We start from the raw sequence: 25,464 nt of genomic DNA on the forward strand, positions 1-25,464 counted from the left end.
ATCGCGGGTGCGGCTCGGCCTGGGGATGCCCTCAACAGCCACGGATCGGGGCAGCCCCGCCTTGATCTCGATCAAGGAAGCGAAGGAACGTTCGGGCGACAAAGGGGCATGTCGAACCCGTCGTCGGACAAGCAACGCAAGGCCAGCCGCCAGGCCTGGCTGAAGGAGGCCACCCGTCCTGGCGGCCGCTGGATCGGTGCGGCCACCGGCCTGCTGTGCCTGGACGGCGTGGCCGCCATTGGCTTCGCCGCCGCGCTGGCGGGCGGGCTGACCTCCCTCGGGCAAGGGGTGGGGGCGGCATGGCCCTGGCTGGCGCTCGGCGTGATAGCCGCCACCGGGCGCGGGGCATTCGGGGCGCTGTCCCTTCGCGTGGGCGGGGAAGCCGCGCGTCGGGCCAAGGCCGCGCTGCGCCGCCGCGTGGTGGTGGCGAGCCTGGCCATCCCGGCCGGGGAGAGGCCTCCCGTGGGCAGCCTGATGACTTCCGCCGTGGACGAGGTCGAGGCGCTGGACGGCTACATCGCCCGGTTCCTGCCCGCGCGTCGGGCCGCGGCGCTGGTGCCCTTCCTGGTCCTGGGCGCCACGGCCCTCGCCAGCCCCTTCAGCGCGGGCATCCTGGCCTTCACCCTGATTCCCTTCGTCCTGGCACTCGCCCTTGCGGGCGGGGCGGCGGCGGATCGGGCGCGGCGGCAGTTCGATGCCCTGTCCCGCCTCTCCGCCCTCTTCGCGGACCGGGTACAGGGCCTTCCCACGATCCTCGCCTTCCAGGCCGAGGGGCCGGAGACCGTGCGGCTGGCCGGGGCGGCCGACGAACTGCGCCGCCGCACGGTGGGCGTGCTGCGGGTGGCCTTTCTCTCGTCCGGCGCGCTGGAATTCTTCGCGGCGCTCTCCGTGGCGCTGGTCGCTGTCTATGCCGGGTTCAACCTGCTGGGCCTGCTGCCCTTCCCGGCGCCGGAGAGGCTGGATCTGTTCCGCGCCTTTTTCGTGCTGGCCCTGGCGCCCGAATTCTATGCCCCGATGCGCCGCTTGGCCGCCGCCTACCACGACAAACAGGCCGCCGAGACCGCCGCGGACCGGCTGCAGGCGCTGGAAGCCATGGCGCGCACCCCGGCGGGCGCCGCCCGGCCGATCTCCCATGCCCCTGGCATCCGCTTCCAGGACGTCGCCATCCGCTACCCCGGCGACGACCGCGCGGCGGTGGAGGGCTTCGGCCTCGACGTGGCGCCGGGCGAGGTGGTGGCGCTGCTCGGCCCCAGCGGCTCCGGCAAGACGAGCCTGCTGAACCTCCTCCTCGGCCTGGCGCCGCTGACGGAAGGGGAGGTGCTGGTGGACGGGCTCGCCCTCTCCGAGGCCGGGTCCTTCGCTCCCTCCATCGCCTGGATGGGACAGGCGCCACTGATCATGCCGGGCAGCATCGCCGACAACATCGCGCTGTCCCGCCGGGATGCGCCCGCAGCCGAGATGGTACGGGTGGCAGCGCAGGTCGGGCTGGATCTCGTGTTGGCTTCCCGGCCCGGTGGGATGGACGCCCTGGTCGACGAACGCGGAGGGGGCCTCTCGGGGGGCGAGCGCCGCCGCATCGCCCTGGCCCGCGCCCTGCTGAAGGACGCCCCCGTCCTGCTGCTGGACGAACCGACCGCGCACCTGGGCGCCGCGGCGGAGGCGGCCCTCATTCCGGTCATCCTCCGGGGTGCCAGGGGCCGCACCACGGTCATCGCCACCCATTCCGAGCGGCTGGCCGCCCTGGCCGACCGCGTCGTGAGGCTCGGATGACGCCAATGCGCCTGCACCAACTCATCGCCGCCGAGCGCGCCCGCCAGCGCCCCCGGCTTCTCGCCGCCGGGATCGCGGCCGCGGTGGTCTCCGCCTCCTCCGTGCTGCTGCTCGGGCTCTCCGGCTGGTTCATCACGGCCTCTGCCCTGGCGGGCGCCGCCGGGATCGCCTCGGCCCAGGCCTTCAACTACCTGCTGCCGAGCGCTGGGATCCGGCTTCTCGCCATCCTCCGCACCGGCAGCCGCTACGGGGAGCGGCTGGTGGGGCACGACGCCGCGCTGCGGGCCCTGGCCCGAATTCGCCCGGCCCTGTTCTCCGCCCTGGCCGCCGCGCCTCCCGCCGTGGCACTCGGCCTCTCCACCGGCGAGGCCTCCGCGCGGCTGGTGGGGGACGTGAACGCGGTGGAGGCGCGCTTCGTCGGCCTTTCCGCCTGCTGGGGCATGGTGGCCTCGATCATGAGCGGCGTGGCGCTGCTGCTCCTGGCCGGTCCCGCACCGGTCCTGGCGACGGGCGCGGTCGTCGCCGCCTACCTGCTCGTGGCGAACCGCCTGGCGACCCGGCTTCAGGCGCCGGGCCGGGAGGCACAGCGCGCGGCCGGACGGCTGAAAGAGACGTACGCCACGCTCGCCTCGGCCGCGCCGGAGCTGCGGGCCTACGGATTGGAGGGCTGGGCGGCCGAGGCGGTCGACGAGCGTAGCGGCGATCTTCTCGCGGCCCAGAACGCCGCGACCGCGGGCGCGGGCCTGTTCGACCTGGCCGGGGCAGCGGCAACCGGGCTGGCCGCCGTTGCCGCGCTGACCCTTTCCGCCGATGGGCCGCTGCCCATGGCGGCCCTGGCCGCGCTTGGCGCCGCGATGACGGTGGACGGTACAGCGGGCTTTGCGCGCGGGCTGGAGCGGCGCGGTACTTCGCGGGAGGCCGAGGCGCGGCTGGACGCCGTGCTCGACGCTGCCGAACCACCCCGTCCCGCCCACCCGGGGATGGCGGGCGCACCGGTGATCCGGCTGGCGGAGCTGGAGGCCCTGCTGCGGCCCGGCGCGGTGGTGGCGATCACCGGTCCTTCGGGCTGCGGCAAGACCACATTGCTGGAGACCCTGCTTGCCCTGCGGCCAGTGGTTCCCGGCCGGATCAGCCTTGGCGGCGTGGACCTCGCCGCCCTGCCGCCGGAGACGGTGCGCGGCTGCTTCGCCCATGCACCGCAGGACGCGGCCCTGCTGGGGGGTACGGTGCGGGACAACCTGCTGCTCGCCTGCCCGGAGGCGACGGAGGCGACGGAGGCGGCGATGTGGCAGGCGCTGCGCGATGCGGCGCTGGCGGAGCGCGTGGCCGCCCTGCCCGGGGGACTGGACGCCTGGGTCGGGGAGAACGGCGCCCGGCTTTCGGGGGGCGAGCGCAGGCGGCTGGTGCTGGCGCGTGCCTACCTCCGCCCCGCACCCTGGCTCTTGCTGGACGAGCCGACCGAAGGCCTGGATGCCGCGACCGAGCGGCGCGTGCTGGACGGCCTGCGGCTCAGGCTTGGCCGGACAGGGCAGGGGGTCCTGATCGTCACGCATAGCCCTGGACCGCTTGCCCTGTGCGGTTCGACTGTCGGGATCCACGGGATAGGGATTGCGGAAGCTCGACGCTGCCCGGTGGCGCCGCGCGAGATCGAGGTCGTCTGAACGGGGCCGGAGGCGATGGACGGGGTGTCCTGATAGAAGCAGGGATCCAGCGACCGACGCCTCACCGAATGGTGCCGGACCCATTCGTCATGGCGGGCAGTATCGTTTCCGCCCGAGAACAGGAAGCCAGGATGCCTCATGACCCGGATTACGACTGGTTGTTCGTCGGCCTCGACCGTGCTGTCGAGCGGGCGAGCGACGTCATCGCCTGGGGGGTGGAGCACGTGGACGCTGTCGATCCTGGCCGCCTTCAGACCGAGGTACGGTCTCTTCTTGCCGTCCTGGAAGCTGCCGTCCTCGCGATGCAAGCGGAACGGGACATGCTCCTGGCCGAGCATGCCCGGCACAGGGGGTGGATCGTCTAGCATCGTCCCCCCAACCGGTCGTGCAGTGCCGGACATGGGGCAATCCGTAGCCGTCGCTGTCCCACTCCGCAGCAGCCCTGGTCCATCTGTCGGATGCTCCTGGGCGGAAGCGTCCCGGCGCTCTCTTCCATGACGCCTCCGCCCAGGACGAGCAGCGCCACCGCGACCGTCCTGACGCTCCTCCGCATCGCGCCGAGCGAGGCGCTGCCCAACCGTTCGAGATGGTTGTCGCTCAAGGCGATAGATCCGGTCGGCTGGTGATGCCGATGGAATGGAATGCATGACCGCGACGTTGCCGTGGTGGGCAGCGATCCCTGAATGACCGAACGATGACCCGGGGCAGCCACCCGCCCGCCTCAGCGTTGCTCCGGCGCCCGGTGGCCAGTTCCGGAGGCCGGGGGAAAAGAGGGCTGTCACATGGCTGAGAAGACGCTGAAGGACGCGTTCCACGAGACACTCAAGGATGTCTACTACGCAGAGAAGCAGTCGGTGAAGGCGCTCAAGAAGTCCGCCAAGGCAGCGAAGACGCCGGATCTGAAGGAGGCGTTCACCAGGCACGCGGAGGAGAGCGCGATGCAGGTCGAGCGCCTCGTCCAGGTGTTCGAGATCCTCGGCAAGTCCGCCCGTGGCAAGACCTGCGAGGCGATGCAGGGCCTGACGGCAGAAATGGAGGAGGATCTCGAGGATTTCGGGGACACGGAGGCGGCGGACGACGTGCTGATCGGCTGCGCTCAGGCCATCGAGCACTACGAGATCGCCCGCTACGGTCTGCTGAAGACCTGGGCGCGCAAGCTTGGCCTGGCCGAGGCCGAGAGGCTGCTGGACGAGACTCTGGAGGAGGAGAAGAGGACCGACCTCCTCCTGACCCAGATCGCCGAGGGCCTGGACGGGCCCGGGGACGACGAGGATGGGGGCGAGGAGACTGCGGAGGTGGAAAAGGCTGTCCCCAGGCGCGCCCTCGGCGGCAAGAAGGCCAAGGCCTGAGAAGCCGGGTGCGCCGCGAGCCCGTCCGGGTTCCGCGGCACGCCGCCTGCAGGTATCTCGGCGATGTGCAGACTCGACGGCGTCCGCCGGATCATCCAGGTAGGCATGCCGAAGAACCGCCTTCCGAGGGTCACCCGAGGTACCGACCGATACTCACGCCTCCGCCTACTGCGAAGGCGGGTCGGACCCTTGCCCTTGTCCAGGATCGCCCCGGGTCGGCAAGTCCGCTCCATGATGTCTGGCGCTCCCTCGGGAGTCTCCCTCCATGCGCCAGGGAGGTCAGACTAGCTGCTGGACGGCAACGCCGACCGATGTGGAGTCATCCCTGTCACGTGGCAGGTACGCCTGGTGGCGACCGAGGTCGCCCGGTCGTGCCGCCTACACCGCTCCTATCCGGTCGTCCATGACGAGGTCGCCTGGGGGCAGGCGGCCACAGGCGAACCAGTGCGGGCAACGTGGGCATGTGTCCGAGCTCGGCGTGGCAGGAAACTGCCCGGCCTTCAGTTGCCTCCCGAGTTCTTCCAGCGTTTCCCTCCGGGTCACGAGCTTGCGTGCGGTGAGAGCCACCGCGCGCAGGCTCGCGTCGGTCAGGCTCGCTATCTCGGCCCGGCCAACGTTCTCGCCGGACACGTCCAGAGCTGCCAGATGGAGCAGAACCTCGTTCATGTCCTGGTCGTCGGCACGGTCACTGCCGGTCCGGATGCGGCGCAGGATGTGTGTGCCCTCGGCCACGATGATGTCGTCCACCAGCACTGCCATGCGGATTCCGCCGACAGAGACCGTGCGAGTCCCGGGAGCAAGACGCTCCCGTCCCTCGAGCCGCCGGTGCAGGGCCGCCAGCAGTTTCGAACCGAGAAGGCGGTAGTGCGTCGCGTAGCCATGGTCATGGGGGCCATGCTCCAGCCAGAGTTCCTCGAACACGGCCTCCAGTTCCGCGAGAGCACCGGTCGCGGGCTCCCCGTCGTCGGCGAGCCGTGTGAGCAGCCGCTGGACGCAGTCGTGGGTCCGGGCGAAGGGCCCTGTCTGCCGGGCCGCCCGGATGCCAAGCAGTACCGTGTGGAGAAGCCGTCTCGGGCATCGCCGCAACTGCTCGACATGGTGCGCCAGCAGGCTGGGTCCGCCCGTCGGCCAGGAGACGACGACATGCGGTTCCGTCGGCCGAGACGCCGGTGAGCCAGACAGGCCAGTTGCATGCGCCAGGGAGTGGGTGATCCTGGCGATGTAGGAGGAGGGCTTTCTGGAATGCCTTCTCTTTCCGGACTCAGACTCGCTTCGGTAGAGCCGGAGGTGCGTCCTCGCCCGGGACATCGCGACGAAGAAGAGGCACTCCTCCTCGGCCGCAGCATCCGCAGCAGCCGTGACGCCGGTCGCATCGACCAGGCCGTGGGGCGGGGGGCATGCCGGAGAGCGGTAGGGAAGGGGGAATCCTCGCTCATGCAGGCCGGGGACGTGCACAGCCTCGAACTCCAGTCCCTTGCTGCCATGCACGGTCATGACGTGGACCGCATCCAGGTTTCGGGCAGCTTCCGGGACATCCCCCAGCGAGCGCGCCTCGCCGAGCATGGCGGTCCGTCTCAGCCGCCGCAGGAGACGCGCGATCGGCGGCCCCGATCCTCTCGGTCGCAGGGTTCGGACCGCCTCCAGCAGGTTCCATACGGCCAGGCAGCGCATCTGCCCTTCGACAGTGCTGCCCGCCGCCATCTCCGCCAGCCAGCGGGTCCGGTCCATCATCAGCGTCGTCAGGAGTGCCCACGGTGACGAGAACGGGGTGTGGCCCGCGAGATCCTCGCCGAGCCGGACGAGACCTGCCGCACCGGACGCGGACAGACCTGCTAGAGTGGAAAGGTCGGCAAGTGCCTCCAGCACGGTCCGCTCGCCCGCCCTCAAGGCCGTGGCAGCAATCCGGACGTCCTGCAGGGACAGCCCGTACCGTGGAAGCGATCCGACGCGTGCAAGTCCGGTCCCGGTCGTGTCGGCCGCCAGACTGAGGATACTGAGAAGATCCCTGACCTCGTCCCGTTCCAGGACGTTCCCTAGGCGTAGCACCGGGATGCCCACCGCCTCGAGGGCACCCGAGACCTCGTCGACCTGTGCATTCCCGCGGCAGAGGATGGCCTGCTGGCCATGACGGATGCCACGGCCTGCCAGATCGGCCACGGACGAGACTACGGCAGTCACCTCGGCATCGTCGTCAGGACATACTGTCAGGATTGGTGACTGACCGAATTTTCCCTTCCGAGCCTCCAGGGCCGATCCGGCCAAGTCCGTCCCGGAGACCATCTCGCGGGAGAAGTCCAGGAAGGTGCCTACCACCTCGGCGCAGGAGCGGTAGTTGACCGCCAGGTTGCACGCGGCATGCGGGCCGAAGTCCTCCGCGAACCGCGACATGCTCGCGGAGGAGGCTCCGCGGAACCGGTAGATCGCCTGCCGCGCGTCGCCGACGGCCCAGATCTCTCCGCCTGGACCGACCAGCGCCTTCAGGAGCCGGATGCTCGCGCGGTTCACGTCCTGGTACTCGTCCACGAGGACGTGGCCATGGCGTCCCCTCAGTTCGGCAGCCAAGGCCGGGTCGCTCTCCACCAGGAGGGCTGGCAGCATCACCTGGTCGCCGAAGTCGACCGCACCGATGTTCAACAACCTGTTCTGGTAGGCTGCATAGACCCGGGCGACCTCCGCTGCCCGCTCGGCAGCCTCGATCCGCTCCGGATCTCCCCCGGCCGCGGCAAGCATGGCAGAGGCCATTTCCTCGTACCGGGCCGGTCCGACCAGCTCGTCCTTGGCGCGCGAGACAGCCTTCAGCACGTCCTTCAGCAGCTTCTCTGGCGCCCAGAGGTTCCGGTGGTGCTCGAGGCCGAGCGTCGCGAGCATGTCCTCCAGCTCCTCGACCGCGGCGGCACTGTCGAACAGGATAGGGCTGGGGGCAGGCCCAGGCGGTCGGCATGCCTGCGGATGATGTCCATCCCGAACTGGTGGAAGGTGCCGACCCAGACGCGTGGTCCTGCATCCGGAAGAGCAGCGCAGATCCGCTCCGATGCCTCGGCGGCCGCACGGTTGGAGAAGGTCAGCACGAGGATCCGGGCGGGATCGACGGACCTCTCCTCGACAAGGTGGCGCACCCGGGCAACGAGTGTGCGGGTCTTTCCGGTGCCCGGCCCAGCCGACAGCAGCAGTGGCCCACCCCTGTGCCGGACCGCGGTTTCCTGCGAAGGGTCGAGGCCCGGCGCTGTTCCGGCGACCAGTTGATCTGGCGGGACATCCGGCAGCAGCAGCGAGTCGAGGAGCTGCCGCTCGACCGCCCCGCGGGGCAGGCCCGTGTCCGCGACGATGGCCGCAGCGGGCAGGGCCTCGTCGAGATGGAGGCGCCGCGCTTCCGAGCGTGGTAGCACGAACTCCCGGGCGAAGACCTCGGCCTCGAGCTCCCGCCTTTCCCGGGGGCCGTAGTCGGAAAGACGGGTCGCGGACCTGGCGCTACCCGACGCAGCAAGGGTGTCATGCCCCGCGATGAGCCGGTGGACGGCCTCGTGGCCCAGTTCGTGGGCAAGGAGCAGCGCCTTCTCGCCATCACTGCCCGAACTGGCACAGATCACAGCTCCCGCCTGGGCATCTAGGAAAGCCATCGTGCCATGGAGAAGGTCGCTGCCTGGCTCTACCCAGGCGACCTCGAGATCCAGGTGCGCGGCTGCTGCTTCGGCGAGGGCCAGAATGCCCGGCTCCGTGACCTCACCGGATGCTGACTGGCGGAGGGTACGTGCCGCGATCCGCGCGGCGTCGAAGGAGTTCATCGCCGGGCACCCTGCTATTCGGCCAGCATCTTCTCGATCTGTGCCGCCGACATGCCTGCCTGGCGTGCGACCTCCTCGAGGGTCAGCCCGGGCTTGCCTGCTGTAGGCCTTCCTTTCGCCCTGGCCGCCATCGCCGGGGGAAGGCGCACACCTGACGCCGCGTGGCGGACGATGTCGTTCGCGGGCACCGGCACGGGCAATGCGGCACCGATCCTCCCGGCGACGAGGTACGGCAGATCCACGACCTGGCCGCTTCGGATGGCACCAAGCACTATCCTCGACATGTGGGCGGCCTTGGCGACCCTGGCGAATGTGGCCGAATCCAGATTGGCGAACGGGTCGGAGGGGGATGCCACAGGCGCGGTGCCGACATCGCCATGAGCCGAGGAAAGACCGCATCGATCTAGGTGAAGGCCGAGCAGGTAGCGGCAGAGCTCCTGGAGCTTGATGCCGATCTCGTGCGCCAGGAGCTGGAGCCTTGCATGGGTCTCTGCGCCCATGCGAACCGTCCGGTAGGCAGGAGCGTCAGATCGATCTCGGCGTCCTTCGCGAAGGGCCCGAGCGTGTTCTGCGACCGCGTCCCGCATCTGGTCTAAGGTCCGGTCGCGCGCGGCTTCATGGAACATGGTCAGGCCGTCGCGGAGTGCCTCTACGATACGGTCGTTCGAGGGCACCCCTCCTGGCTCGTCGGCGAGCAGTCCGATCTGGGAGGGGTCGAGGCCGAGGCTGTAGTCGCCCATCCGGTCACGGGCGGCCAGGGAGCGGACCTGCGCCTCCCGCAGGCGCTCCGTCTGGTCGTAGGCCAGGTCACGGGACCAACGCTCCAGATCCGAAGGCCTAGCGGCGTCCAGGATTTCCTTGAGGCGGTGACCGAACATGCGGAACGCCTCGTCCGCTGCGGTGCCGAAACCTTTTGCGCCGCCCCGCCCGATGCCCGCACACCAGACGATGTGGGTCCTCGAAGGCTCATGGAAGTCATGCCGGAGCACGCTGCGCGCCGCCCGCTCCAGCTCGCCGCGTGACGCAGGGGTTGCCCCGGTGCGAACGGCATCACCGTTCCGGGGATCCTGCCCCACGTCGCCCTGACCCACCATGTCCCGCACTCTCCGTCGAGCCGCGCAGGAGCCGGAGTGCTCCACGCTGCCGGTGGCGAATCTCACCACTCTCCGGTAAATCTCACCGCATCGCGGTGAGATTGCAATCCTCCCGTTGCTGCCTCAGAAAGGATCTGCATTCTGCGAGTCCAACCGTGCCTGCCGTCGAAACCCCCCAAGGAATAGTTCTGGAACCCGGGCGTCTGGCTGCGGCACTGGCAACGGCTCCGGACGAGGACCCCTGCATCAGGCCGATCGAGTTGCGCGACCGGGCCAGGGCCATGGCCGGGACGGCCCTTGCGAGCGAGGACATGACCTCGGTTCGGCATTTCGCCCATGGACTGGAACCCTGGCTGGTCGTCCGCGCGGGAATGGATCTGTCGCGGTTGCCCCCGACCCCGCTGGACTTCCCTCCGGTGCAGAACGACGCCTGGTGGCCGCTCGGCTGGCTCACGGTCGGGCTGATGGCGCTCGCCGGGGCGAGGCTGGTCTCCTATGCCTGCGAGAACGGGGGGGATGCCTTCGTCAACCTGGTCGCACGTCCGGAGGAGGACGTCGGTGCAGGTCCGGCCGAGCGCTCGAGGAAGGCGATGCGGGGCCACACGGATGGTGCATCCTTCCCGTTTCCCAGCGAGTTCGCGGCAGGAGACGAGGTTCACTCGCCCGCTCCGGACCTCCTTGTACTTGTCGGGCTGCGGAACCCCGAGGGGACGCCGACGAGGCTGGCTCCCGTGTCGCTGGCCTTGAAGAACCTGACTGACGAGGAACTCTGGGCCATGGAAGGTCCCTGGTTCGACATCGCTCCCCAGGCGACCTTCGACACGGACCGGGTTCGTGTTGGCGCCCCCATACTTAGCCGCCGCGAACCACGGCACGGCCTCTCCATGCGCTTCAGCCATGGAAGGGTAGCGCCGTCACACGGTGCTCCGGCCGCGGCCGGGATCGCCCTGCGGCGTTTCAAGGAGGCGCTGGCCGACCTCTATGTCGAGGTGCCGATCGGCCCCGGGGATGTCTGTCTGATCCACAACAGGCAGGTCATCCACGGACGCGCCGCGACCGGTCCGGGCGTGGGCGGCACCACCCGCTGGCTGCTGCGGACGTATGGCTGGATGGACGGCACTCTCGGTCACCGGCAGCCCGGCGGTCCCCCGCACTGCCATCGCTGAATCGGCTACCTCCTCAGCAGCCGAGCGCCGGACGGGCGAAAGGCATCCGTTCGACGGTCGGACCATGCGCGACGGGGCCGTCCCGGCAGCCAGCACCATGGCTGTCCGGTCCTCGCCTAGGCCGACCTCCTGGCCTGTCAGACGAATCTTACGATCCCGGGATACCTCTGGTACGGTGCCGAGATGGCATCCGGCGCCCAGGAAGACGGGTTCAAGTTCCCCGAGATCGAGTTCGGCCTGGCCGACGGACGAGTGGCGGTATCGGCAGCCGCTCCGGACGTCGGCGTCTCCGGAGCTGGGGAGCTTCCGGCGGGACCCTCGCCGCGGCGGATCGCCCCTGGTGACGTCGGGGCGCTGCTGCGCCTGGCGGAAGAGGCCGCACGACGCGTCGAGGCTGAGCTCCCACGATGTCTCGAGCGCCGCGACCGCGCCTCCCGCAGGTGGGCCAGGGCCTCGCGCCTACCACTCGCGCCATTCCTCTCCTGGCGCCTGCCCTCGCTCCGGTCGGCAGCTGCCGTAGCCGAAGCCGAACTCCAGGCAGCGGCTGCCCGGCGGAACGCCTGCCGGATCACCGTCCGCTTCGCCTTCGGCAGGCGGGCCACCCGGGCCTACCTGGCAGTGGTGGCCGCATTCGACGGGCTGGCCAGGACAGGGGCTGCCTGGGAGGTCGGGGCGATCCCTCCGACCCCGCCATCCCACCCCGTGCCAGGTCCGCAGGTCCAGCGGGAGGCAGTACAGTTCGCCCCTGCCTTCCAGCCGTTCATGGACGCCGGATGGCCAGGACTGGCGGCCCTGAAGCCGAACGGCTCCTCGATGGACCTGTATCCCGGCTTCGTCATGCTCTGCTCGGGCGACGACCTGACGCTCGCGAGCGTGCTGGAGACCCGGCTGGAATACGCCGAGAGGACCGTCGCCGAGGCGGTCCAGCCTGCCGCCGACGCCACGATCGAGTCCGTAGCCTGGGAGCGCGCCAACAAGGACGGCAGCCCGGACAGGCGATACGTCAACAACCGGAGCGTTTCCTTCGTCCGGTACGGCATGCTCACGCTCCGGGGCGCAGGCCTGTCCCCGCGAAGCTACCTGATCAGCAACCTCAAGGCCGCCCAGGCCTTCGCGGCGGCCTTCGCCGACTACCAGCGGGTCCTGACCGAGGAGGCGCACGCTCCCGGAGATGTCGCCGAGAGACGGGCATCGCTCGCCGAGGTGGCCAGCCTCGTCGCCGACGACCGCCCCGTGGTGACGATCCCGCCTTCGCCGCAGACGGCCCGGGCGCACGAGTACACGGCCGCGGCCGCCGTCGCTGCGATCTGTGCCTGGGCTGTCCTGGCCAATCCTTCCCTGGGCGGCCAAGCCCTGGCCTGGGCGTCCCGTCAGCTGCCGGACCGCACGGCATCGTCGACCGCCGGTGCGCCATCCATCGAGATCCGACCATCGGTCGCCCTGGCACAGCACCCGGCCCCACCGGAGCCTGCCCACCCCACCACGCTGCCTCCATCGGAGGCGTCTCCTCCGGTCCCGGAAGCGTCTCCATCGCCGACGCCCGAAGCTCCCGGCGCGGTCACGCCCCCGACCCCCGCGGCCGTCCCGCCCACGCGCGAGCAGATCGTGACCAGGAGCGGCGCGAACATAAGGTCGGCGCCGAACGGGGCAGCCGACGTGCTGCGGACGACATCGGGCGGTACGCGTCTCAACGTCTTCGGACGCTCCGCAGGATGGGTCCGGGTCGGGGACACCGAAGCTTGGGGCTGGATTCACTCGAGCCTTCTGGATAACGCCCGTTGAGGATCGCCGGTCCAGGCCCCGGCCACCATCCTGGCCGGTGCGGCACCGCCCTGGACAGGCTGCCATCCCTCAGCACTCCCTTGCCGGAAGCCTGATGCCGACCGACCTTGTCATCATTCAGATCGTCGGCGGTGTCCTGCTCTCCGGGGCTGTCCTCCTGGCCACCCGATCCGCCATCCGGTCACGGGACCGATCCCGCACCGACGCACTCCGCGGGGATACTGCCCCGTTCATCCGCTCCGCCGAGCAATGGCAGGGCGATGCCGGGCAGCGTGCCAGGCTGGCACTCGAGCAATTGGTCCGGCTGGAACGATCCCTGCCGCCGGTCGGTCCTCCTGGCTCCCGTACCGCAGCCCCTGCCACGGATGCACCAGCGGGCAGCCCGATCCGTCCGGCTTCCCCAGACTTGTCCGCCGCGTCCGACGTACGTCCGGAGAAGGCCGTCAGCCCAGCCGACAAGCCCCTACCGCCCGAGACAGGTGCGAGGACAGGAACTCTGAAGCCCCACCTGCCGGATCACCGACCAGACGGAGAGATGACCGTGCTGGAGGCAGCAGATGCCATTCGGGCGCATCATGAAAAGGGCGCCCTCCCGGCGGAGAGCGGCCAGGCCGCCGCTGGTGCATCAGGCCCGACCACCGCGGAGATCGTCGCCGGGGTCTTTGCTGCCCTGCCGCCAGCCGATCCCAAGGCTCCGGAGAGGCCGACGCCCGCCCCCGGGCACCAGACTGCCCAGGAGCGGGAGGAGCCGTCCGGCCTCTCGAGAGTCTTCATCCGCGAGACCGAGAACCCAGCCTCGTCCGGGAAGCATGCTCCTCGGCCCGGGCAGACGTCCGGATCCGCAGGCGACGACGATGCGCTCGCCAGCTTCTCGCTCCGGTCCCCCGGGCACCCTGCCGCCCCCAGCATACCAGCCGCTGGTCACGAGGCACCTGTCCGCCCGGTCGAGCAGGTGCGCAGCGCCGCGGAGAGGGCCGCCTGGATTGCGCCGGGCACCGAGATCACGATCCGCCACACCCGCATCACGGGCGGGATGATCTACGTGGGCGAGAGCCTGCCCAATCCCCGGGGCTGGGGGCCGGACAGCTGTCTCATCAATCCCTCCCTTCCGATCGCCCGAAGATACCAGCCCGGCGACGCCACAGGCCTGAACTACCTGCCGGACTACGACTCCCTGACGTCCGCGGGACGCCGGGCCTACATCGACTGGCTGGCTGGAGGGCGGGCGGACCCCAGGGCCGAGATCGGCCTCGTCCTCCTGTTCTTCTACGGGCTGGAGCGCAGGCTCTTCCACGAGCGTGAGGTGTCGGACGCACCGGTCCTGGTCGCCGAGGTCGAGCGCCTCCTCGGTATCTACGGAACCAACGGGTCGTTCCGGAACCACGCCACCAACTTCCTGGCAGCCGCTGCCCTCCTTTCCGGCAAGACGCCGGGAAGGGTCGAGCCAGCCCCGGCGACGGACTGGCTGAGCGAGATTCCCCTGGCGACGCTGCTGCATCTCGGGACCGTGCTGGCGGAGGGACGGCCGCTGGATGCGGAGGATGCACTGCTGTGGGTGCTCGGGACTCCCGAGGCGCGTCTCCGGACGCCGGGCCAGCGCTGCTTTCCGGAACTCCGCCAAGTCTTCGCGGCCCGCTTCAGCGAGAGCCATCCTCGAGGCCTGGCCGTCCGTGTGCCCAAGCGCCGCATCACCGCGACCTACCGGGCCGCCAGCAGCACCTTCACCGCAGTCATACCCGGGCCGCACGAGAAGCTCCCGGACATCTCGGGGACCAGCGCTCCCCTGGGAGAACTGCGGGACCTCCTGGAGTCCAGCCAGATCGATCTCGATGCCTACAGCCGCCTCATCGGCCGCAGGCCCGAGGCGCGTGGCACCCTGGAGGCGGCCGTCCTGCTGCCCATGCCCCTCCGGGAAGCGGCGACGGCCAGTGCAGCAGAGGAGACGCGAAGGGTACTCCTGCCTCTCCTCAGAGGCAGGTCGATCGTGGCCATCGCCCCCCGCACCCTGTTCCGCACCCTCGGCATCGCTCTCGACGATGGCGCGAAGCGACCGACCGCGTCCGCTATTGCCCAGCTCACCCAGCGGCTCGACGCGCTCGGCTTCGGCATCGAGCCGGACCGACGCTACGGCGGCGAGGCGGTGACGACCACCGCGGACATGGTGCTCTTCGAGGCACCGGGGGGCGCTCCGGTCGATCCCGAGCGACCGGTCTTCGTCCAGGCGAAGGTGACGGTAGAGGTGGCGATCCTTGCCGCGGCGGCCGATGGCGACGTCTCCGACCAGGAGTTCGACGCGGTGATCCGCGACGCCCGGGCGATCTCCGGACTGAGCGCCGCGGAGGCCCTGCGTCTGGAGGCCTTCGTATGGTCCCTGCGTGATCGCGCCAAGGGCGGCGGCGCCCTACGACGCATCGCGGGCCTACCCTTCGATGCTCGGCAGGCCATCGCACGCTCGGCCATCGCGGCCGTACTCTCCGACGGCCAGGCATCCCGGACCGAGGTCGCGTTCCTGGAGCGGCTATACCGCACCCTCGGACTGCCGCCCGAGAGCGTCCATTCCGCGCTCCACCAGGGAACGAGTACCGAGCCGCGGCCCTCCCGTAAGGCGGTTCAGGCGCCTGCCGCGGGTGGGACCCAGCCTGGCGTCGCTCTCGATGCGGAGCGGCTCGCACGCATCCGCCAGGAGACCACGCAGGTCTCCTCGCTCCTCTCCGGCATCTTTGCCGAGGAACCGCAGCCGGAGACGGCGGTGGATGACGAGGTGCCCCTGCCCAGACAGCCCGTCGAGGTGGCCGCCCGGTTCGCTGGCCTGGACGGCGCCCACGGGACCCTGCTCGAGGCGCTACTGGCCGCTGGCGAGCTGCCGATGGGCGAGTTCGAGGCCAGGGCGAAGGAGCTGCGCCTGTTCCCCGAGGGGGCAATCGAGACCATCAACGACTGGGGCTTCGACCGCTACGAGGAGCCTCTCCTCGAGGCCGACGATGACCTCGTGACCGTCGTGGACCACCTGCGCGTCCAACTCCTGCCTGCCTGAAGAAGAAAGCATGACCGTCCAAGCCAAGATCCGTCCCCGCGACCGCGACACCATCATCCAGGCCCTGTCGGCGGGCGTCGTCCCACGCGTCGGCCTGCAGCACGTCCAGGTCGGGCGGGCGCGGGAACTCCAGGCCCTGGTCCGGGACGTCGAGCGCATCGCGGACGGTGGCTCCTCCATCCGGTTCGTCATCGGCGAGTACGGCGCGGGCAAGAGCTTCTTCATGAGCCTCGTCCGGCTCGTCGCCCTGGAGAAGCGGCTGCTGACCGTCCATGCGGACCTCGGTCCCGACCGGCGCCTCCAGGCATCGAACGGCCAGGCGCGCGGCCTCTACGGCGAGGCCGTCCGCAACATGGCGACCCGCACCAAGCCGGACGGCGGCGCCCTGCCCAGCGTCCTGGAGCGCTTCGTCGCCGACCTGGTGAAGGCAGCGGGGGAACGGGGCGTCCCCGTGAAGCGGGTGCTCGAGGAGCGCCTTGTCCACCTCCAGGAGGGCGGCGGGGGCTACGACTTCGCCACCGTGGTGGAGGCCTACTGGCGGGGCAGCGAGGATGGCAACGAGGAGCTGAAGGCCAACGCCCTGCGCTGGCTCCGCGGCGAGTTCTCGACCAGGACCGAGGCGCGGCAGGCGCTGGGCGTGCGCAACATCATCGGCGACCAGGACCTCTACGAGGGGCTGAAGCTGATGTCCGCGCTGGCGAGGCTCGCGGGCTATGCCGGGCTGCTCGTCGTGTTCGACGAGATGGTCAACCTCTACAAGCTCCAGAACAAGCAGGCGCGCGAGCAGAACTACGAGCAGATCCTCGCCATCCTGAACGATGTCCTGCAGGGCAACACCGGGGGCATCGGCTTCGTCATGGGTGGCACACCCGAGTTCCTCACGGATACCCGTCGCGGCCTGTACAGCTACGCGGCCCTCCAGTCCCGCCTGTCCGAGAACTCCTTCGCCCGGGACGGGCTGGTGGACCTGTCCGGCCCCGTGCTCCGCCTCCAGAGCCTGACGCCCGAGGAGCTGATGATCCTGCTGATGAACGTCAGGAACATCTTCGCCGGTGGCGATCCGTCGCGGCATCTCGTGCCGGACGAGGCCCTCCAGGCCTTCATGGTCCACTGCAGCGAGCGCATCGGCGAGGCCTACTTCCGGACACCGCGGAACACGATCAAGGCCTTCTGCCAGCTGCTGTCCGTGCTGGAGCAGAACCCCGGGGCCGACTGGCGCAGCCTGCTCGGGGCCGTGGAGGTCACGCCGGACGTCCCCGAGGACGACGGCGACATCCCCGAACCGGAAGGCACTACCGGCATCGGTGCAGGTGGCGGCGCCGAGGAAGGGAAGGACCCGCGCGACAGCGGGCTGACAGGCTTCCGCCTTGGATGATATGCGCGCCTACGACCTCCTCCACCCCGAGGTCAGGCGCTGGGTCCATGACCAGAGGTGGACCGGGCTGCGCGAGATCCAGTCCCGGTCCATCCTGGAGGTCAGGCAGGGAAGGGGGGACGTGCTGGTCGCCGCGTCCACGGCGGCCGGAAAGACGGAGGCCGCCTTCCTCCCCGTGCTGTCCGAGGTCGCGGACGACCCGGTTAACGGTCTCGCGGTTCTCTACGTCGCCCCGCTCAAGGCGCTGATCAACGACCAGTTCGGGCGTCTTGAACAGCTCTGCGAGCGGCTGGAGCTGCCTGTCGTGCGGTGGCACGGCGATGCCCCCACCTCCGCCAAGACCAGGCTCCTGGCCCGGCCGCGGGGCGTTGTCCTCATCACGCCGGAATCCATCGAGGCCCTGTTCTGCCGTCGGCCCGCGGCCGCCAGGACGCTGTTCGGCAACCTCCGCTTCATCGTCGTCGACGAACTGCACGCCTTCCTGGCAGGACCACGGGGCATCCACCTCGCCTCCCTTCTCCGGCGCATCGACACCGCTGCTGCCAGTCCTGCGCGCCGGATTGGCCTGTCGGCGACCCTGGGCGATCTGGATGCCGCGGCGGCCTGGCTGCGTCCCTCCGATCCGGCCCGGGTCCGGATGGTCCGGTCCACTCAGCCGGGCAACGAGATCCAGCTGCAGGTCCGCGGCTACATCGAGCCTGCCCGACCCGTGGAGACCGGGAAGGAGGGCGGGGCAGGAGAAGCCGAGGAGGCTGCGGAGGTGGCCATCACCTCCGTGGCCGGACACCTGATGACGACGATGCGGGGGCACAACTCCCTGGTGTTCGGCGGCTCGCGTCAGCGGGTGGAGGTGCTCGCCGATCTCCTCCGGAGGAGGTGCGAGGCGGACCGGGTCCCGAACGAGTTCTTCCCCCATCACGGCAACCTCTCGAAGGAGATCCGGGAGGAGCTGGAGGGGCGCCTCAAGGAGGGCAAGCTGCCGACGACGGCGGTCTGCACGTCCACCCTGGAACTCGGAATCGACATCGGTTCCGTGAAGTCCGTGGCCCAGATCGGTGCCCCGAGGTCGATCGCATCCCTGCGGCAGCGGCTGGGCCGCTCGGGGCGCAGGACAGGCATGCCAGCCATCCTGCGGATCTACGTCATCGAGGAAGAGCTGGATCCCGATCCGAACCTGCTGGATACCCTCCGGCAGGAGACGGTGCGGGCCATCGCGGCCATCCGGCTGCTCGGGCAGGGTTTCATCGAGGCCCCTGGCACCGTGGAGGGTCTGGGATCGGCGCTCCTCCACCAGGTGCTCTCGGTAATCTGCGAACGGGGCGGCGCGCGGGCCGAGACGATCCACCGGATCCTGTGCGGCCCCGGTCCCTTCTCCGGGGTGGGGACGCAGCTCTTCCTGGACCTCCTGCGCAGCATGGGGTCGCATGAGACCAGGCTGATCGAGCAGGCGTCCGACGGCACGCTGATGCTCGCATCGGCGGGGGAGCGGCTGTCTTCCTCCCGGGACTTCTACGCCCTCTTCGCGAGCAGCCAGGAATGGCAGGTTGTCACTTCGGGAAAGACACTGGGTTCGCTCCCCGTGAACAACCCCGTGCTGCCCGGTAACCTCATGGTCTTCGCGGGGCGCCGGTGGGTCGTGAAGGGGGTGGACGAGGCCGCCCACGTCATCACGGTGGAATCCCACAAGGGCGGCAAGGCGCCTCTCTTCGGAGGATCGCCGGAAGCGGTGGATGACCGCCTGTCGGCGGAGATGCTGTCCGTCTACATGGAGGACGGCGAGCCGGGATGGGTGGATGAGACCATGCACCGTCTGCTTGCCGAGGGCAGGCGGGCGTTCCGTCGCCTTTCCCTGGACAGCAGGCGGGCCGTGCGGTCGGGTCGTGACGTCCATCTCATGACGTGGCGGGGTACCCGCTCCAACGGCCTCCTGGCCATCCTTCTCGGCGCTGACGGCTTCAAGTGCTGGCCACATGACTTCGGCGTCGTGGTGACGCAGCCCGATGTGCAGGCGCTCGCCCGGAAGCTGGCCAGGCTGGAGGCGGAGGGGGTTCCCGACCTGGGGGTTGTCGTTGCGGACGTCGGCGCCCTGGCGTCAGGGAAGTTCGACGGCCTGATCGCTCCCAAGGTCCTCCAGTCGTTCTGGGCGCTGGGCATCCAGGGCGTCGCCCAGGATGTCCGGTCCGCCGTCTCTCCGCTCAGGATCAATGACGCCGGGGAAACCTCGGGCGCTGGGGAGGGGAGCGGGACTGGAGGCGATTACTCGGCGAAGCATCGGTCCCCGGACCCACCGATCGGGAGGTCCGCCCGGGTTTGAAGTCGATCCACAACTAGGATGGAGGAGGCCACCCGGGTCGGCCATGACGGACTGCCGGACGCGGGTGTAATACCCAGCGCACGAACTGCTGACTCATTCGTGTGAGGTGCTGCACGGCATGGTGTGATTCGGTGTTCTCCGAGGTGCCGGAGGGGACGGGATGGGCACGGCGGTGGCGATCCGGACCGATATGGAGGCGGCGGAGTTGCGCCGTCTGGCCCGGCGCGAGCGCGACGGGCGAGTGGCGGCCCGGCTGATGGCCTTGGCGAATGTGCTGGACGGCATGAGCCGGGAGGCGGCGGCCCGGGCTGCGGGGATGGATCGGCAGACGCTCAGGGATTGGGTGATCCGCTTCAATGCCGAGGGTGTGGCGGGCCTCCGTGATCAGCCCCGCTCGGGGCGCCCGACGCGCATGACCGAAGGGCAGCAGGCCGCCTTCAAGGCGGTCGTGCTGCGCGGCCCCGACCGGGAGAGGGATGGTGTGTCGTCCTGGCGCATCGTGGACCTGTGCCGGGTGGCGGAGGAGCGCTTCGGCGTGAGCTACCGCGAGAGCGGGATGCTGCGGCTGGTGAAGTCGCTCGACCTATCCTGGCAAAAGACCCGCCCCAGTCATCCCAGGGCGGACAGCGCGGCGCAGGAGCGGTTCAAAAAAGGGGCCTCGCTGCGGCCCTGAAGGAGATCACCCGTACCCACCCCGACACTGAGGTCCAAATCTGGTGCCAGGACGAGGCACGCGTGGGCCAGAAGGGGCGCGGCGCCCGCATCTGGTACGAGCGTGGCATCCGCCCGAGCGGCATCATCGACCAGCGGCACGCGTCCGCCTGGATCTTCGGCGCCGTTCGCCCTGGCACCGACCAGGCCTTTGCCCTCGTGCTTACCGAGGTGGGCACGGCGGCGATGCAGGCCTTCCTCGACCGGTTCAGCGCCACCCTGCCCGAGAAAGTGCATGCCGCCCTGCTGCTGGATGGTGCGGGCTGGCACATCGCTGGCCACCTCGCCACACCGGCCAACATCAGCCTCGTCTTCCTGCCGCCCTATGCGCCGGAACTAAACCCGGTCGAGCGTGTCTGGCTCTACCTCCGCGAGCGCTTCCTCTCGCTCCGCCTCTTCCCAGACCTCGACAGCATCATCGACGGCTGCTGTCAGGCCTGGAACCAACTCACCGCGGAGACAGGGCGCATCGCATCCCTGACTAACTACCCATACCTGCAGTCAGTCAGAACTTCATGAGCCGGGTATAAGCCCTTCAGCGCTCTCGCGTCTGACGACGATGCTGGAGGGCACAAGCGAAGTTCCGCGGCGGGGGTGGTCCGGCAAGGAGATCCTCGACCCGGGCCAAACCCTCGACCCTTGTCACGTCAAGCCGCGGGGTACCCATGGCTTCAGGCGCCGCGTCGGCGTTCCACGACCGCACGAACCTGGGCCTCGGCTCGATCGGGACTGTAGGTATAGCCGTTGAACAGGGCGAACAGCTCCCGGACGAGCTGGGAGACATAGGGGGCTAGGTTCAGCGCGGACGTGCCAGCAGGAAGCTCGACGAACCGCTCCAACGCACTGGTGCTCGATCGGTGCTCGAAGGCGATCAGCTCGCCGCCTCCGTTCAGGGAGACCAGGCGCCGGTCCTGGAGCCCCCCCCAGCTGACGAGGAACCCCAGCTTTCCCTGGTCCGGCTCAGCCCCGAGTGCATCTGCGAACGCGAGCGCTGTCGCCATGGCTTCGGTGACATTGGAGATGGTTGCCTCGATGTCGAGGATGACCCCGGGAGCTGCGCCGCGAGAGTGGGCGGTGGAGTCCTCGGGCAGCGGCCGCCGGAGATAGAAGCGGCCCGACGGCTCGAGCCTCGAGAACTCCCGCATCTTCCACCAGTCGGTCAGATCTACAAGGGCATCCCAGCCGCCTGCGTCCACCGAGGGCCGGTCGCCCCGGTTCGGATAACCTCGGCTATCCATCCAGAGGTCGTTCGAGTACCTCGGGTGCGACCGCATCAGCCGGTCCCTGAAGCCCTGGTCGGCGATGAAGCCGCTCGCGGGAGGGTCGAGCACCGCCGCGATTTCCATCTGGCCGAAGCTCTCCGGCAGCGGCAGCAATCCCCTCGCCCGCTCCTTCTGTTCGGCACGAACTGCGCACTCGTCGGCGAACTCCCGGCAGATCTCCTGCAGCCCGGGTCGACTGACCCTGTTCATGGCGAGGCCAAGATCGGCGAGCAGACCGGGCAGATCGCTGCTGCGCAGGTGCCGCCTCACGAACCTCGCCAGGTCCGCCTCCCGGTTGTCGAAGCAGATCTCCATGATCTGCCGCCAGTCGCCCGGTCCGGCGGCCGCCGAGGATACGGTGTTGTTCGCGCCCAGCGTCCGGAACATGACATCGCCCCGACGGAGGAGGTGTCGTGTCTCGTGCCTCAGGTCGGCCTTGATGGCGACTGGAACTTGCACTCCCGTCGGAACCTCGATGACCGGATAGGCGATGCCCGCTCTCTCGACGAACGTGACCTCGATCCCGAATGGCTCCGAGGCATAGGTCGAGACGAGACGCTGCAGGACGTCCACATGGAAGCTTGACCGCGGATCCGGGGGAGGGTTCTCGGCCGGGGATCCGGTCCTGTCGTCGAATCCGATGAGGAGGAAGCCACCCCCGAAGTTCCGCAGCGCCAGCAGCGCTCGCACAAGCTTCGCCCTGTGTTCCGGTCCGTCGATGTCCAGCCAGCTCTTGATTTCAACCCTCAGTGCCTCGCCCGGTGCCCGCACCAATGCCTCGGCCTGACGCTCGTCCATCTTCCCGACCCGCCTCGTGTTACGGACTGCCATGTCCAGCGAATCGTACGATCCGACGCTGGGGCCAGCCCTCATGCCTTGAAGTCGTGCTGGCGGTGTCGCGCAAGCTGCCACTTCCCGGAAGGAGGCGGCCAAACCTGCAGACAGCCAGGTCAGGCAGGTGTGGTGATGGCATCCGAGATCCTGGTGGCGCTCCCACGACGAACGCTGGCTTCCGAATTCCGCGGGTCGCCTGGCTGCGTCCGGCCACGCCACGTCAAGTCCTGATGACCCTGGTCCGGCCGGAAGCCCGCCACCGACGGCTCGCGGCGATCGACCACGGGTTCCCCTTCTTCACATACGGTACGTCGAGCAGGCCGGTCGGCAGCTTCTCGACGAACTGCGCCAATGGGAGCCTGACTACCGGATGGTCTGCAGCGAGGGGTCCCAGGAGGGCTTCAAGGGTGCGCGCCGCCTGGAGCAGCTCGCCTTCGTCACGGGAAGCAAGCGCGAGATGCCACCGCAGTTCCCGCTCGCGCCCGATCCTTTCTGCCAGGGCAGCGAAGGCTTGGATCCGCCTGGCCTTGCTCTCCAGCTGCACCCTGCTCCACCTGCCCTGCCACTTCGCCTCGATCAGGACTAGGCGGGTGCCCGCGACGACGAGGGCGTCGACATCCTCCTGGTTGTGCTCGACCAGTCCTGTCGAGTTCGCGAGGTTACGTCGCGGATCGGGCGACCCTGCGCCATAGAGCGTGAGTGCGCCTGCCAGCCAGTTCCAGGTGTAGTCCATATGCCATGGGGAACCCACGAGTTCGGCTGGCGGGACGCCAAGCCTAGTCCCGAGAGTGTCCGCGGCCTTCCGGCTCAGGCGGACTGCATCCCTGCCTCCCAGCATGTCTGCGACAGCACGCCGCTCCCTGCGGTCGAACAGCGCAATGGCATCGGCCAGCCCGATCGCGATCTGTTGAGTTTCGCTGAGAACTGACCCGGGGTTTTCATCGAGAACTGACCCGTGCAGGGATATGTCCCGCGGGCTTTGGTCGCGGGTCAAGCGGGTGTTTTGGCCCTCCTGTTCCTGGGCTCGGCCGAGCTGCTCCTGAACCGGAAGCTGTCGTTGCCGGTCTCCAGGATGTGGCAGTGGTGGGTGAGGCGGTCGAGCAAGGCCGTCGTCATCTTGGCGTCGCCGAACACGCCGCCCCATTCGCTGAAACTGAGGTTGGTGGTGATGACCACGCTGGTGTGCTCGTAGAGCTTGCTGAGCAGGTGGAACAGCAGCGCCCCGCCCGCGGAGCTGAACGGCAGGTAGCCGAGCTCGTCGAGGATGACGAGGTCGAGGCGGAGCAGACGGTCGGCGAGCTGCCCGGCCTTGTTGGCGGCCTTCTCCTGTTCCAGGGCATTCACCAGGTCGACCGTGGAGTAGAACCGGACCTTCTTGCGGCCGTGCTCGATGGCTTGCACACCGAGGGCCGAGGCGAGGTGGGTCTTGCCGGTGCCAGGCCCGCCGATGAGGACGACGTTGTCGGCCCGCTCGGTGAACTCGCCCCGGTGCAGTTGCCGGACCGCGGCCTCGTTGACCTCGCTCGCCGTGAAATCGAAGCTCGCCAGGTCCTTGTAGGCCGGGAACCGGGCCGTCTTGGTGTGGTAGGCGATCGAGCGCACCTCGCGCTCAGCCATCTCGGCCTTGAGCAGTTGGGAGAGGACGGGGACGGCCGCCTCGAATGCAGGCGCTCCCTGCTCCACCAGTTCGGCGACCGCCCCGGCCATGCCGAACATCTTGAGCCCGCGCAGCATGACCACGAGGGCGGCGCTCGCCGGATCATGACGCATAGCGCACCTCGCGATCCCGGAGCGCGTCGTAGCGCCCGATGTCGGCCCTTGGCTCCTGGGTCAGGACAAGGGCCTGGGGGGCGTCGATGGCCGCGGCCGTGCTCGGGCTGTCGGTCAGACGGTGCAGGAGGTTGAGGACGTGGGTCTTGGTGGCGACGCCGCCCTCGAGGGCCAGCTCCACGGCACAGAGCACCGCTCCCTCGTCGTGCTGCAGCACGAGGGCGAGGATCTCCACCATCTCCCGCTCGCCCCCCGGCCGACGCAGGAGCTGGGCCTGGAGCCTGCGGAACGCCTCCGGCATCTCGGCGAAGGGTGCGCCGTTACGCAGCGCCCCCGGCTTGCGCTGGATCACCGCCAGGTAGTGCCGCCAGTCGTAGACGGTGCGGCTGGGAACGTCGTGCGAGCGCTCGACGATCCGGGCGTGCTCGCACAGGACCTGCCCCTCGGCGACCACGACGAGCCGGTCGGGATAGACCCGCAGGCTGACCGGCCGATTAGCGAACGAGGCAGGGACGCTGTAGCGGTTGCTCTCGAAGTGCACGAGGCAGGTCGGCGACACCCGCTTGGCGTGCTCGACGAAGCCGTCGAACGCCCGCCCCATCGGCATCAGGCTTGCCCTCTCCCGGGCGTGGACCTCGGCGACGCTGCCCGGCAGGACCCCGTGGGCGAGCTCGCCCCAGCGCTCGATGCAGCGCGCCTCAAGCCACGTGTTGAGGGCGGGCAGGTCGCCGAACGGCGGCATGACCTGCCAGATCTGCCGCCGCGCGTCCTGCACGTTTTTCTCGACCTGACCCTTCTCCCAGCCCGAGGCCGGACTGCAGAACGTCGGCTCGAACAGGTAGTGGCTGGCCATGGCCGCGAAACGCGCGTTGACCTGCCGGATCTTGCCCGTGCCCACGCGATCCACGGCGGTCCGCATGTTGTCGAAGATCCCGCGGCGCGGCACGCCGCCCAGCACGCGGAAGGCCTCGGCCAGGGCGTCGAACAGCATCTCGTGGGTCTGCAGCTTGTAGGCCCGGACCACGAAGGCCCGGCTGTGCGACAGCTTGGTGTGCGCGGCCTGCAGCTTGAGCCGCTTGCCGCCCACCGTCGCCCAGTCCTCGCTCCAGTCGAACTGGAAGGCCTCGCCGGGCTGGAAGGCGAGCGGCACGAACACCCCGCGCCCGGTGGTCCGCTGGGCCACCTCCCGCCCCGCCTGCCAGCGCCGGACGAAGGCCGCCACACGAGCGTAGGAGCCCGCATACCCCAGGGCGACCAGGTCGGCGTGGATCCGCCGCACCGTCCGGCGCCCCTTGCGGCCCTTGCCCGCCTCCACCCTCAGCCACTCCGACAGCTTGTCGGCGAACGGGTCCAGGCGGCTCGGGCGCTGGGGGACCTTGAACCGCACCTCGACCGCGTCCGACCGCAGGTACTTGCGGATCGTGTTCCGCGACAGGCCTGACCGTCGCTCGATCTCGCGGATGGGGATCCGATCCCGGTAATGCCACCGGCGGATCACGCTCAACAACTCCATGTCGATCACTCCGATAACCCCGGCCATCCGGCCAGGGAGGTGAACAG

General features: G+C 69.5%; 17 protein-coding genes. 10 read left to right on the forward strand and 7 right to left on the reverse strand.

Annotated elements, in window-relative coordinates; all coding sequences use genetic code 11:
• Positions 1–108: 108 nt before the first annotated feature.
• The 4 genes from cydD (at position 109) to VQH23_RS12575 (ending at position 4,780) form a co-directional block, all read left to right on the forward strand.
• On the forward strand, positions 109–1,770 hold the full coding sequence (gene cydD, locus VQH23_RS12560) for a thiol reductant ABC exporter subunit CydD (RefSeq protein ID WP_338665984.1): 1,662 nt from the start codon (positions 109–111) through the stop codon (positions 1,768–1,770).
• A 5-nt stretch (positions 1,771–1,775) separates the two neighbouring features.
• Complete coding sequence (locus VQH23_RS12565; RefSeq protein ID WP_338665985.1) at positions 1,776–3,431, forward strand: ATP-binding cassette domain-containing protein; 1,656 nt, start codon at positions 1,776–1,778, stop codon at positions 3,429–3,431.
• A gap of 89 nt (positions 3,432–3,520) precedes the next feature.
• Positions 3,521–3,796: a hypothetical protein gene (locus VQH23_RS12570; protein ID WP_338665986.1), complete on the forward strand. Its 276-nt coding sequence runs from the start codon at positions 3,521–3,523 to the stop codon at positions 3,794–3,796.
• A 417-nt stretch (positions 3,797–4,213) separates the two neighbouring features.
• Complete coding sequence (locus VQH23_RS12575; protein WP_338665987.1) at positions 4,214–4,780, forward strand: DUF892 family protein; 567 nt, start codon at positions 4,214–4,216, stop codon at positions 4,778–4,780.
• Between the two features lie 378 nt (positions 4,781–5,158).
• Here VQH23_RS12575 and VQH23_RS12580 read toward each other — a convergent pair whose 3' ends face one another.
• Genes VQH23_RS12580 through VQH23_RS12590 form a run of 3 tightly spaced genes read right to left on the reverse strand, consistent with a single transcriptional unit; the run spans position 5,159 to position 9,656 of the window.
• Complete coding sequence (locus tag VQH23_RS12580) at positions 5,159–7,648, reverse strand: ATP-dependent DNA helicase (RefSeq protein ID WP_338665988.1); 2,490 nt, start codon at positions 7,646–7,648, stop codon at positions 5,159–5,161.
• Positions 7,588–8,562 carry a UvrD-helicase domain-containing protein gene (locus tag VQH23_RS12585; RefSeq protein WP_338665989.1) on the reverse strand — a complete coding sequence of 325 codons (975 nt, stop codon included), beginning with the start codon at positions 8,560–8,562 and terminating at the stop codon, positions 7,588–7,590. Before VQH23_RS12585 ends, VQH23_RS12580 begins: the two co-directional genes overlap by 61 nt.
• Positions 8,563–8,576: 14 nt before the next feature.
• Entirely contained in the window at positions 8,577–9,656 is a 1,080-nt protein-coding gene (locus tag VQH23_RS12590; RefSeq protein ID WP_338665990.1) for a hypothetical protein, read from the reverse strand.
• Between the two features lie 155 nt (positions 9,657–9,811).
• Here VQH23_RS12590 and VQH23_RS12595 point away from each other — a divergent pair, with 155 nt between their 5' ends.
• The 6 genes from VQH23_RS12595 (at position 9,812) to VQH23_RS12620 (ending at position 20,557) form a co-directional block, all read left to right on the forward strand.
• Complete coding sequence (locus VQH23_RS12595) at positions 9,812–10,822, forward strand: TauD/TfdA family dioxygenase (RefSeq protein ID WP_338665991.1); 1,011 nt, start codon at positions 9,812–9,814, stop codon at positions 10,820–10,822.
• A gap of 813 nt (positions 10,823–11,635) precedes the next feature.
• Complete coding sequence (locus VQH23_RS12600; RefSeq protein WP_338665992.1) at positions 11,636–12,604, forward strand: SH3 domain-containing protein; 969 nt, start codon at positions 11,636–11,638, stop codon at positions 12,602–12,604.
• 952 nt (positions 12,605–13,556) lie between these two features.
• Positions 13,557–15,638: a TerB N-terminal domain-containing protein gene (locus VQH23_RS12605; RefSeq protein ID WP_338665993.1), complete on the forward strand. Its 2,082-nt coding sequence runs from the start codon at positions 13,557–13,559 to the stop codon at positions 15,636–15,638.
• Between the two features lie 10 nt (positions 15,639–15,648).
• Entirely contained in the window at positions 15,649–17,013 is a 1,365-nt protein-coding gene (locus tag VQH23_RS12610) for an ATP-binding protein (RefSeq protein ID WP_338665994.1), read from the forward strand.
• A gap of 1 nt (position 17,014) precedes the next feature.
• The gene (locus VQH23_RS12615) at positions 17,015–19,327 is read left to right on the forward strand and encodes a DEAD/DEAH box helicase (RefSeq protein WP_338666097.1); all 2,313 of its coding nucleotides are present in this window, start codon (positions 17,015–17,017) and stop codon (positions 19,325–19,327) included.
• A gap of 160 nt (positions 19,328–19,487) precedes the next feature.
• Positions 19,488–20,557, forward strand: a protein-coding gene (locus tag VQH23_RS12620; RefSeq protein ID WP_338664127.1) for an IS630 family transposase whose coding sequence is annotated in 2 segments (ribosomal slippage) — positions 19,488–19,979 and positions 19,982–20,557 — 1,068 coding nt in all. Because the reading frame shifts where the segments join, the coding sequence is not laid out codon by codon here.
• A gap of 152 nt (positions 20,558–20,709) precedes the next feature.
• Here VQH23_RS12620 and VQH23_RS12625 read toward each other — a convergent pair.
• From VQH23_RS12625 to istA, 4 genes are all read right to left on the reverse strand, one after another.
• Positions 20,710–22,098: a hypothetical protein gene (locus VQH23_RS12625; RefSeq protein WP_338665995.1), complete on the reverse strand. Its 1,389-nt coding sequence runs from the start codon at positions 22,096–22,098 to the stop codon at positions 20,710–20,712.
• A 256-nt stretch (positions 22,099–22,354) separates the two neighbouring features.
• On the reverse strand, positions 22,355–23,128 hold the full coding sequence (locus tag VQH23_RS12630; protein WP_338665996.1) for a hypothetical protein: 774 nt from the start codon (positions 23,126–23,128) through the stop codon (positions 22,355–22,357).
• A complete protein-coding gene (gene istB, locus VQH23_RS12635) occupies positions 23,125–23,904 on the reverse strand; it encodes an IS21-like element helper ATPase IstB (RefSeq protein WP_338665997.1) in 780 nt (259 codons plus the stop codon). The genes VQH23_RS12630 and istB overlap by 4 nt, the downstream gene beginning before the upstream one ends.
• The gene (istA, locus tag VQH23_RS12640; protein WP_338665998.1) at positions 23,894–25,417 is read right to left on the reverse strand and encodes an IS21 family transposase; all 1,524 of its coding nucleotides are present in this window, start codon (positions 25,415–25,417) and stop codon (positions 23,894–23,896) included. The genes istB and istA overlap by 11 nt, the downstream gene beginning before the upstream one ends.
• Positions 25,418–25,464: the final 47 nt, after the last annotated feature.

It is taken from the genome of Pararoseomonas sp. SCSIO 73927 (assembly GCF_037040815.1).
Classification (GTDB): domain Bacteria; phylum Pseudomonadota; class Alphaproteobacteria; order Acetobacterales; family Acetobacteraceae; genus Roseomonas.